Source organism: Chitinophaga nivalis, from assembly GCF_025989125.1.
Classification (GTDB): domain Bacteria; phylum Bacteroidota; class Bacteroidia; order Chitinophagales; family Chitinophagaceae; genus Chitinophaga; species Chitinophaga nivalis.
Genome location: NZ_JAPDNR010000001.1, coordinates 502,811 through 514,613 on the forward strand (window position 1 = coordinate 502,811; position 11,803 = coordinate 514,613).

Sequence of the window (11,803 nt, forward strand, 5' to 3'; positions counted from 1 at the left end):
CCCGGCTACTAAACGTGAATAGTCAAATGCCACACTTAAAAGGAAAGGTAACTGCCGTTTTTTTCGCATTCCTGTTTTTACTGACAGCCTGCAACGACACCGCCTATACGCCTAAACCAAGAGGATATTTCCTGGTAAAGTTTCCGGAAAGAAAATACCGCACCTTCGATATGCCCGGCTATCCGTATACATTTGAATATCCGGCTTACGCGAATGTGGTGAAAGACACCTCCTTTTTTGGCGAAAAACCGGAAAACCCTTACTGGATCAATATCGACTTCCCTTCGCTGAACGGCAAGATTTACCTGAGCTATAAAATCATCGGCACAGGCAACAACTTCCGTAAACTGGCAGACGATGCCTTTAAAATGACCTATAAGCATACCTATAAAGCAGCCTACATCGACGAAAATGTAATCCGGACCCCCAATCAGGTAAGCGGAACTTTTTACGAAGTAGGCGGCAATGCGGCCTCTGCCAAACAATTTTTCGCCACCGACTCCACCCGCCATTTCCTCCGGGGAGCCCTCTATTTTGATGTAACCCCCAATGCAGATTCCCTTGCCCCGGTATACAAGTTCCTGGAACAGGATATGTGGCATATGGTGGAAACCCTGCGCTGGAGATAAGCACGTAATCACGTAACTTTGTGGTCTTAACAAGATTGTCTGTGTAATATTCACCACAGATAAAAGACCAGTTCCTGATGATCATCATTGACGATAAATATATTAGTGACGAAGTAATTGAAGAGCAATTCGTATGTAATTTGTCTGCTTGCAAAGGCGCCTGCTGCGTTGCGGGAGATTGCGGTGCCCCATTGGATAAAACAGAGGTGAAAACCCTGAAAAAAATATATCCCCTGATAAAATCCTACCTGCGGGAAGATGGTATCCGGGAAATAGAACAAACAGGCACCAATACTATCGATGATGAATACGGTTATGTAACCCCTATCGTAAATAAAGGGATCTGTGCTTACGCTACAATAGACGATCATGGCATTGTAGGATGTGGTATCGAGAAAGCATATAACGACGGCGTAGTGGCCTTTAAAAAACCTGTTTCCTGTCATCTGTATCCGATACGCGTTACCAAATATGAAGCTTTTGAGGCGGTTAACTACGATCGCTGGGATGTATGTAAACCTGCCTGTAAAAACGGAAAAACACTGCGGGTACCGGTATATCGTTTCCTGAAAGAAGCTATTATCAGAAAATACGGCACGGAATTTTATGAAGTGCTGGATAAAATTGCAACGAAACAATATAAATGAGGAATTAAGCATCCGGTATCAATACCTGCCGCAGCTGACCCGAAGCTTTGCAACATCACCGCTTTATCTTCGTACAGCTGCAGTATTCCTGATTCCTAATTCTTTGTTCACTATCTTTATTTAGCACTTACCGCGTTTGCTTATGCATCAAACAGCATCTACTTTTCTGGAAGAGAGTGAAAAGAAAGCAGCTGATCTAGGTCACCGCCAGACTATAAATTTTAATATAGGGAAATACAATACAGCTGTAAAAGCCGGTAAACAACAGTTTACTGACCTTCCCATCGCACGTGAACGGGCCAAAAACATTAAGTGGAGAGCCATCGAACACCTGGACAATCACCTGGAAGAATTTGAACAGAACTTCATGCAACGTGGCGGAAAAGTGATCTGGGCAGAAACCACAGAACAGGTACAACAGGAAATTCTCGCCATCTGTAAAGCCAAACAGTGCAAAAGCATTGTGAAAAGTAAGTCCATGGCTACCGAGGAAGTACACCTCAACTCCTTCCTGGCAGACAATGGCATCGAATGCGTGGAAACAGACCTGGGTGAATATATTCAACAACTGGATGGCGAACCTCCCTACCACATCGTTACACCGGCGATGCATAAAAGCAAGGAAGACGTAGCCCGTTTGTTTGCGGAAAAACTGGGTACCGACCCTACCCTCACGCCCGAACAACTCACTCTGGTAGCCCGTGAGAAATTACGGCACAAATACCTGGAAGCAGAAATCGGCATCACAGGCGCTAATTTTATTATTGCAGATACCGGATCGGTAGCTGTCAGCGAAAATGAAGGCAATGCCCGGCTGACCACTGCTTTTCCCAAAACACATATTGTACTGGTAGGCATTGAAAAAGTATTGCCTTCTATCAGCGATCTGGCTTTATTCTGGCCCTTGCTGGCTACCTATGGTACCGGCCAGCATATCACGGCCTATAACTCTGTTTTCAGCGGCCCGCGCCAGGAAGGAGAAGTAGACGGACCAGAAGAAATGTATGTGATCCTGATGGACAACGGCAGAACCAACATCCTCCAGGATACAACGGCCCGCGAAAGCCTTTACTGCATCCGTTGCGGCTCCTGCCTCAATGCATGCCCGGTATATAAAAACATTGGCGGACATAGTTACGCCACTACCTATAGCGGTCCTATCGGATCGGTGATTACACCGCATTTAAAAGGCATGGAGTCTTATATGCACCTCAGTTTTGCCTCTTCTTTATGCGGCAACTGTACGGAAGTATGTCCTGTGCGGATTAACCTGCATGAATTACTGCTCCATAACCGGCAGAAAGCTGTGGAAGAAAACCATACTTCCGGCAGTGAAAAACTGGCCTGGTTTGCCTGGAAACAAGGCTGTGGTAACCGCAGGCTGATGAACATGGCCAGCGGCAAAATGAAAAATTTCCTGTTACGTCGTTTCTTTGCGAAGAGTTGGGGAGATAACCGGGAGCTGCCTGTTTTTGCAGCCAAATCATTCAATCAGCAATGGAAAGAGAGAAAGCGCTAAGCTTTATTCTCCCTTTTTCCGGAACGGAACCACTACTTCCACGGTAGCCGCTTTACCACCGGCTGCCGGTTGCCATTTCGGCCCTTCTTTTATTACCCGGATGGCTGCTGCATCACAGGCAGGGTGTATACTTTTCAATACCTTAAACTGCTGTAAAGTGCTGTCGGGCATCACGGTAAAGGATACACGCACGGTACCTTCAAAATGATTCTCCGGGTTGATCGTATGCTCCTGCAGATAACGCTCAAAAGCCGGGAAACCACCTACAGGCGCCGGCAGGATATCTTTATACAGACTATCGTTATACATACTTCCTGCTACCCCATACCGCTGAGCATTGCGCTGAACGTTGGCTTTGCTGGCTAACACCGATGGCGGTGAAACCTCCTGCACAGGGTATTCCCCTTTTTTCAAGACTGCTTTTTTCTCTGCCATCGCCGGCTGATCTGCCGTTACAGTAGCTAATTCCTGCGTGGGCTGCACCCGGTCTGCTGTCATATCAGTTGCTGGTGCGGCCTGTTTCAAAGGAGGAACCGGTGCTGCCATCGGCGCCATGGCTCGGGCAACCGGTGCATCTGCGGAGGTAAAGGCAGGTGAAGGTTCACTGGCCGCAGGGGCCGGAACCGGAACCGGGCGGGATTTTGCTGTAACCGGTGGCTGGTCAGATGAGGTAATAGCTATGGCGGCGGGTTGCGGCACACTATCCATCACTGCGGAAGCCTGAGGTATTTCTTTGACAAATGAATCCTGCGTGGTTCGCTGTGCAATAGGCGCAATATGTTGCTGCTCATGATACAAAAACCATCCGCCCGTAAATAACAGCAGTAAGATAGCGGCGGCAGCGGCCCAGCGGGTATACAGCGGGCGCACCCTGGTTTGCTGCGGCGCAATACGCGCGGCCAGCCGTTGGGATAATTCCTCCTGCTGCGCCTGTTGATCCGGTGCGTGCAGGGCATACCCTTCCAGCGCATCCGCTAAAAACGGATCGTCCAGAGCCCGGCGTTCCAGGTCATGCATCGCTTTATCGTCCAGCTCACCAGCCAGGTACTGGCGGATGAGTTGGGCCATTTCAGCCTGTGTTATATGTCGGTTGTCAGACATGTTGTTGCTCCATACATATTTTAAGGTTACGCTTTCCGTTCTGGATATAGCTTTTCACCTTATTCATTTCATATCCGGTAATAACGCATACTTCCCGGTAGCTTTTCTCCTGTAAATAAAACAGGTTTACACTACGTTTCTGTTCTTCCGGTAAGGTTTCCAGGCATTTTTCCATGCTCTGAAGGTTGTCTTCCAGTGTTATTCCGTTGTCATGATGCATGATTTCTCCGTTTTCCACAATGGGATGATCATCGATCGAAACCTGCCTGGATTCTTTATTTTTCATAGCCCGCAGCTTCATCAGACAATGATTGCGGGACAACACATGCAGCCAGCTTTTGAAATTCTGGACCTCATGTGCTTTCAGTTTGCTGATCAGCTCTTCAAAGATCTGCATGACAGCATCTTTGCTGGCATCTTCATCAAAATATTGCAAACAAACCCCATATACCAGGTTCATATAACGCTGGTAGAGGGCAGCCAGAAAATCCAGTTTGCCGGTAGCTTTATACTGCCGGATCAAATCTGCATCATCTGCATCCTGCATAATATTTTGATGAATGAATGACAAGCTGTTAGCTATTAATAATCGGTTTTAGTAAAACAACCGGACAATACTATTAATTTTTTCTGAATATTATCGCAAAAAAGAAGCACCGCGGTGACGGTGCTTCTTTTTTGTATAGCTGATGCGATTATTTATTAGTGTCTGAAATGACGCATGCCGGTCATTACCATCACCATATCGTGCTGTTTGCAGAACTCTACTGAGTCATTGTCACGTACGGAACCACCTGGCTGAATCACGGCGTTGATACCTTGTTCGTGCGCAATACGTACACAGTCATCAAACGGGAAGAATGCATCGGATGCCATTACCGACCCTTTCAGGTCGAAGCTGAACTGTCCGGCTTTTTCAATCGCATGACGCAGGGCATCGATACGGGAAGTTTGTCCGCAGCCTTTACCTACCAGTTGCTGATCTTTCACCAGTGCAATGGCATTTGATTTCAGGTGTTTGCACACAATGTTGGCAAATTCCAGGTCGGCTTTCTGTGCGGCAGTAGCAGCATGTGCGCCTACTTCATTCCACTCTTTGTAGTTACCGTTATCATTATCCTGCAGCAGTACACCGTTCAGTACATTCTTGAACATGTATTTGCTCTTTACCGGCTGTTTTTGTTCCAGCAGGATACGGTTCTTTTTAGCCTGTAATATGGTGAGGGCTTCCGGCTCAAAACCAGGAGCAATCAGTATTTCGAAGAATATTTCGCTGATGGATGCAGCGGTTACTGCGTCAATGATTTTGTTGGTCACCAGTACTCCACCGAATGCACTTTCCTTATCACCGGCCAAAGCAGCGTCCCAGGCTTCTTTCAGGGTAGCGCGGGAAGCAATACCACATACGTTGGTATGTTTGATCACGGCAAAAGTAGTAGCTTCAAATTCCTGGATCAGCTGACAGGCAGCGTCTACATCCACCAGGTTGTTGAAAGAAAGTTCCTTACCATGTAATTTATTGAAAACTTCTGTCAGGTTACCGTAGAAAACACCACGCTGGTGCGGGTTTTCGCCATAACGGTTTACCTGTCCTTCCGGAACAGACAACTGGAAATTAGCGCCAGGTTCGTTATTCAGGAAGTATTGAGAAATGGCTACATCATAGTGTGCACATACCTCAAATGCTTTTGCAGCAAAGCTTCTGCGATCCTGCAGGGAAGTAGCTCCGTTATTTTCTGTCAACACTTTTTCCAGGTCGGCATACTGATCTTTGGAAGCCACAATCACTACATCTTTGAAGTTTTTGCCGGCTGCACGGATCAGGGAAACACCGCCTATGTCAATTTTTTCAATGATGGCCTGTTCTTCGCTGGTGGTTTTTACGGTTTCCTCAAACGGATAGAGATCTACGATCACCAGGTCTATTTCAGGAATTTCGTAGTTTTTCAGCTGTTCCAGGTCCTGCGGATTTTCGCGGCGGGCCAGGATACCACCAAATACTTTAGGGTGCAGGGTTTTCACACGGCCACCTAAAATAGAAGGATAAGCTGTCAGGTCTTCAACTGCCACGCAGGCAACACCCAGCTCCTCAATAAATTTTTGTGTACCACCGGTAGAATAGATGGTAACACCTTGTTCACCTAACTTTTTAACAATGTTCTCCAGGTTATCTTTATAGAAAACGGAGATCAGCGCTGATTTAATTTGCTTTTGCATGGATGGAAAACATTAGAAATTAATAACATAGGCTCCCTGACCGGGGACCGAAAAGAAGCGCAAAGTTAATACGTAACATTCATTTTTCCATTGCCGATTCCTGACGAGGCCATCAGATACCGGATCAGGCATTATAAATACTTGTGACTGAGAAGATTATTACTTACAGCTCCCTGATAAAAGCCCCTTCTTCCCCGATCACATAAAATAGCTGGTGCAGCTCCCGGCATTCCTTTTTCCACTGCTGTAAGCGATAATGACTGTTGGAGGCCGCGAAAATAATCAGCCGGCAATCGTAATGCGCCTGCAGCTGCGGAATCTGCACCCGCGGATTGTGGGCTAACAGCAGGTAATCGGCTACAAATTTTTTATGGGGTAGCTGCCGGGGTAAAGCACTGTCGATCATCACCAGCTGCCGGTTACCCAAACGCACATACCGCCCATATTGCGTGCAGCCGGGTATTTGCGCAGGTGATACGCGCCGGGTATTTCTGGCAGCTTGCAGTTGAGCGGCAACCGGCGACCGCCAGATGCTGTCATCACCTATAAATTGTACCTGCCGGCCATTCATATAATCAATAGCCGTATAGGCGCCAACGTTATAGATGACCAATTTACGCTGCCTGTTGCATGCTATTATCTCCACGGCATGCAGCGCGATGCAGCCGGCAATACCCGCTAAAAACAGCCACCAGCCTGGCTGCCATTTTACCATTATCCACAACGCCAGGCCACCCATCAGCACATACATACTCACCACCTGATAGTTGTTCAGCTGAATAGCAGGGATAGCAGCGCCGGGTAATTTACCCAGCCACTCCACACAGGTATTCATCAGCAGAATCAGGTATTTGATGCCCCATCCCAACCAGGCTGCCGGTGCAGCCATGGGAGCGATGAACAACAGGATTGCTGCCGCGTAAATAATCAGGGTGGATAAGGGTACTGCTATCAGATTGGCCGGCAGAAAATAAACCGGAAACTGATGAAAATAATAAAGGCTGATGGGAGTCGTTAATAACTGCGCAGCCAATGATAAAGCCACCATCTGCCAGCATACATCCAACCATTTTTGCCGGCAGGATAATAGTTCGTATATGGGTGTATAAAACAACAGTATACTCAGCACCGCCAGATAGGAAAGCTGAAAACCCGCATCCATAGCCAGACTTGGGTCATAACATAATAGCACAAACGCAGATGCTGCCAACGTATTGTAAATACAGGTATATCGTTGCAACACAAAACGACCGATCGTAATGCCGGTAAACATAACGGCAGAACGTAGTACAGAAGCGGAAGCACCGGTTAACAAGGCAAATCCCCAAAGGAAACTCAATACAATAACTGCTTTCAGGCTATCCGCCCACCTCGCAGCCGGCAACCATTGCAACAGCCATAACAGTGAACCATACAGGAGTGCCAGGTGCATACCGGAGATGGCAATTACATGCACGATACCGGTGTTGCTGTAGCTTTGTACAATTTCTTTCTCCAGATCGCGGCGGTAACCAATCAGCAAAGCTTCTGCCATACCTGCTTCCGGACCGCTGCCGATATATTTTTTCAGGTTATCCAGGCAATACCTGCGCAGGTGTATGATAGCGCGCATAATGGGATTTCCTCGCTGCTGCAACAATTTGCGATATTCGCCCGGCCGCAGGTAGAGCTGATGATAGCATTGCTGCAAAGCGCAATAGCGCCGGTAATCGAATGCACCCGGATTACCATTGCTCCGGATGGGCGTTACCTGATTCTTCACCAGTATTTCATCTCCGTACCGGAGCATATTGCTACTGCTGTCTTTCCTGACAAACAAACGGATATTCCCTTTCGCCGGCCACCAATGTCCGCCAGACCCAATAGCAGTAACAACGCCCGTGGCTTTAAATGAGCGGGGATCTTCTTCCGGCGGTGTTGTTACCCGTAATACCAGTAAAGTACTGTCTGTAGTCATGGTGGCAAAAAAGCCTTGCTGGTATCGTATATCTGCCTGATGCACCAACCAGCAGCCGGCGGCAGCTATAGCAACGCATAACAATATGCCCGGTACCAGGGCAATGGCAAAGCGCCGGTGCACCGGCAACAGGCGAAACAGCAACCACCCGGTCGCCGGAAATACCAGCAACAGCCATATACACGCCGGGGAAAAAGAAAAATAGTATTGTGCCGTAATTCCGGCTAAAAGAGGTGTTACCAAACGCAGGAAAGGCACCCGTTTCCAATAGGTGGTTTCCGGCAGGGATGATTCAAACTGCATGGCGGGTTAACATTTATGCTTGCTAAACAATGTGCTAAAATAGTCACTGCCAACAGTATAAGTGTTTAAATCATGTTAAGGAAAGGTGCTTTTTTACATATAATATGAATATATTATATCATGAAAACTTTCATTTTTTTACGCTACAAAACTCATGTGTTCGTTAACATTCGTTTCTCTTAAGTATATAATAATCAATACATATAATATTATAATTAATTGCATCTGTTATTGATTAGTTAACATCTCTTTTAAATATAATATTATTTGTAAAATGCATTACCGGTCACGCTATTTGTATCGAACAAGATTCAATAGTCGTGTCTTTAATGGTTATTTTGAGGGAAAAGAAGGAGCCTGATTTTTATCAGGCTCTGTTTATTTATACTACTTTCTTCCGGGGCTTCATCAAAAAGAAAAACCCCTCCAACATAAGCCGGAAGGGTCTCTTTTTAAATTATTGTACGAAGTCATTATTTACTCAGGTACATGCTCTTCTCTTTGTATAACTGTCTGAAGTAAGGATCACGCAGGTCTTTGATAAAGCGGATCGCTTCTCCGGTAGATTTCATTTCAGGTCCGAGCTCTTTGTTTACACCAGGGAATTTATTGAAAGAGAATACCGGCTCCTTGATCGCAAAACCAGTGAGTTTCTTTTCGATGGTAAAGTCTTTCAGTTTATTGGCGCCGAGCATCACTTTGGTAGCGATGTTCAGGTAAGGCACCTGGTATGCTTTGGCAATAAACGGTGTTGTACGGGAAGCACGTGGGTTGGCTTCAATCACATACACCTGACCATTTTTGATGGCAAACTGTATGTTGATCAATCCGCGGATATCCAGTGCCCGTGCGATTTTCTCTGCATAGTATTCCATCGTGGTTACTTCAATAGGCGTCAGATTGAAGGCTGGTAACAAAGCATGGCTATCGCCACTGTGAATACCTGCCGGTTCAATATGTTCCATTACACCCATTACATGGAAGTCGGTACCATCGAAAATACCATCGATTTCTGCTTCCTGGCAACGATCGAGGAAGTGATCGATCAGGATTTTATTACCGGGCAGATGTCTGAGCAGGCTCAGTACAGATTCTTCCAGTTCTTCCTCATTGATCACAATACGCATACGTTGTCCGCCCAATACATAGGAAGGACGCACCAGTACCGGGTAGCCTACTTCTTTGGCTACTTCGATCGCGTCGTCGGTATCATAGGCAGTACCATATTTAGGATAAGGGATACCCAGGTCTTTCAGCATGTCGGAGAACCGGCCGCGATCTTCTGCAATATCCATGTTATCGAAAGAGGTACCGATAATTTTGATTCCTTTTTCTTCCAGGCGCTTAGCCAGTTTCAGGGCTGTTTGACCACCCAGCTGTACAATCACCCCTGCTGGTTTTTCCAGCTCAATGATTTCCCACAGGTGTTCCCAGAATACCGGTTCGAAGTACAGTTTATCTGCCATGTCGAAGTCGGTAGAAACAGTTTCCGGGTTACAGTTTACCATGATGGCTTCATATCCGCAATCCTGTATGGCTTGTAAACCGTGTGTGCAACAGTAGTCGAATTCAATACCCTGACCGATTCTGTTAGGACCGGAACCCAGTACAATGATCTTCTTCTTATCTGTTACTTTACTTTCATTTTCTGTATCAAAAGTAGAATAGAAGTAAGGTGTTTTTGCTTCAAATTCCGCGCTGCAGGTATCTACCATTTTATAGGTACGTACAATGTTGAGCGCTTTACGTTTTTCGTATACTTCATCTTCCTCGCAGTTACCAAACAATACTGACAGCTGTTTATCGGAGAAGCCCATTTTCTTGGCATCGCTGAGCATATCGGTAGGTACGCTTTCCAGGTCGTGTTCCAGTAATTGTTTTTCCAGATTCACGATATCCTGTATCTGGTGCAGGAACCAACGGTCAATGAAAGTCAGCTGGTGAATATGTTTTACGGAAACACCGGCCATGAGCGCATCTTTAATACGGAAGATACGATCCCAGGTCGGGCGTTTCAGTTTCTCCACCAGTTGTTCACTCTTCATGAGTGATTTACCATAATAACCTAATCCGAGTGCATCATTTTCCAGACTTTGACAAGCTTTCTGTAATGCTTCCGGGAAGGTGCGGCCAATGGCCATTACCTCACCTACAGATTTCATCTGTAAGCCCAGGGTATCATCAGCTCCTTTGAACTTATCGAAGTTCCAGCGAGGCATTTTTACAATTACGTAATCCAGTGCCGGTTCAAAGAAAGCGGAAGTGGTTTTGGTGATCTGATTTTCCAGTTCATCCAGGGTATAACCGATGGCCAGTTTGGCAGCAATCTTGGCAATCGGATAACCGGTTGCTTTGGAAGCCAGCGCAGAGGAGCGGCTTACACGCGGATTGATTTCAATGGCAATCAGTTCTTCATTTTCCGGATTCAGGGAGAACTGTACGTTACAACCACCGGCGAAGTTGCCGAGGTCGCGCATCATCATCATGGCTTTGTTACGCATGTCCTGGAAAGCGGTATCGCTCAGGGTCATGGCAGGAGCTACAGTGATGGAGTCTCCGGTGTGGATACCCATTGGGTCCAGGTTCTCTACGGTACAGATAATAACAACGTTGTCGTTTTTATCGCGCAGCAGTTCCAGTTCATATTCTTTCCATCCCAGTACTGCTTTTTCTACCAGTACTTCGTGAATGGGAGATGCTTTCAAACCACGGTCCAGGGCTTCATCCAGATCTTCTTTGCCGTGTACGAAACCACCACCGGTACCACCCAGTGTAAAGGAAGGACGGATTACCAGCGGAAATCCGATTTCCTGTGCAAACTCTTTTCCTTCGAGGTAAGAGTTGGCTGTTCTGGCCGGCGCGACAGGTATACCCAGCTGGATCATCCACTGACGGAACTGTTCGCGGTCTTCTGCTTTGTCGATGGCTTTAATGTCAACCCCAATCAGGCGCACATTATTTTTTTCCCATATTCCCAGCTCGTCTACTTCTTTACAAAGGTTCAGTGCTGTTTGACCACCCATCGTGGGAAGTACGGCATCTATCTGGTTTTCTGCCAGAATCTGCTCAATGCTCTCCACGGTCAGTGGTAGCAAATAAACCTTATCAGCCATCATAGGGTCCGTCATGATGGTAGCCGGGTTGGAATTAATCAATATCACTTTAATTCCTTCTTCCCGCAGCGAACGTGCTGCCTGGGAACCGGAATAGTCAAATTCGCAAGCCTGACCAATAATAATGGGACCAGAACCGATAATGAGAACAGATTTGATAGATGAGTCTTTTGGCATTTGTGTAATCTATTGAAAATGAAAAACCAAATTGATCTTTCTGCCGTACGAGGGAACAAAAAAATCGTGCAAAGCTACGGCTTTTGAATGGGATAATTCGAAAAAAATTTCAAATTCGGGGAAGATTTTTTTCTACTGCG

At 46.4% G+C, this 11,803-nt stretch carries 8 protein-coding genes; 3 read left to right on the forward strand and 5 right to left on the reverse strand.

Features of this window, described 5'->3' with window-relative positions; genetic code table 11:
* Positions 1–26 precede the first annotated feature (26 nt).
* The 3 genes from gldD (at position 27) to OL444_RS02115 (ending at position 2,795) form a co-directional block, all read left to right on the forward strand.
* Positions 27–629: a gliding motility lipoprotein GldD gene (gene gldD, locus OL444_RS02105; protein WP_264734900.1), complete on the forward strand. Its 603-nt coding sequence runs from the start codon at positions 27–29 to the stop codon at positions 627–629.
* 77 nt (positions 630–706) lie between these two features.
* Entirely contained in the window at positions 707–1,276 is a 570-nt protein-coding gene (locus tag OL444_RS02110) for a DUF3109 family protein (protein WP_264734899.1), read from the forward strand.
* Positions 1,277–1,418: 142 nt separating this feature from the next.
* On the forward strand, positions 1,419–2,795 hold the full coding sequence (locus tag OL444_RS02115) for a LutB/LldF family L-lactate oxidation iron-sulfur protein (protein WP_264734898.1): 1,377 nt from the start codon (positions 1,419–1,421) through the stop codon (positions 2,793–2,795).
* Positions 2,796–2,798: 3 nt separating this feature from the next.
* On the opposite strand, the gene OL444_RS02120 is transcribed toward OL444_RS02115, so the two are convergent.
* From OL444_RS02120 to carB, 5 genes are all read right to left on the reverse strand, one after another.
* Entirely contained in the window at positions 2,799–3,863 is a 1,065-nt protein-coding gene (locus tag OL444_RS02120; RefSeq protein WP_264734897.1) for an energy transducer TonB, read from the reverse strand.
* A gap of 25 nt (positions 3,864–3,888) precedes the next feature.
* Positions 3,889–4,467, reverse strand: coding sequence for an RNA polymerase sigma factor (locus tag OL444_RS02125; RefSeq protein WP_264734896.1), 579 nt, complete (start codon positions 4,465–4,467; stop codon positions 3,889–3,891).
* A gap of 131 nt (positions 4,468–4,598) precedes the next feature.
* Entirely contained in the window at positions 4,599–6,113 is a 1,515-nt protein-coding gene (gene purH / locus OL444_RS02130; RefSeq protein WP_264734895.1) for a bifunctional phosphoribosylaminoimidazolecarboxamide formyltransferase/IMP cyclohydrolase, read from the reverse strand.
* Positions 6,114–6,276: 163 nt separating this feature from the next.
* Positions 6,277–8,373, reverse strand: coding sequence for a ComEC/Rec2 family competence protein (locus tag OL444_RS02135; protein WP_264734894.1), 2,097 nt, complete (start codon positions 8,371–8,373; stop codon positions 6,277–6,279).
* 473 nt (positions 8,374–8,846) lie between these two features.
* Positions 8,847–11,663: a carbamoyl-phosphate synthase large subunit gene (gene carB / locus OL444_RS02140; protein ID WP_264734893.1), complete on the reverse strand. Its 2,817-nt coding sequence runs from the start codon at positions 11,661–11,663 to the stop codon at positions 8,847–8,849.
* Positions 11,664–11,803: the final 140 nt, after the last annotated feature.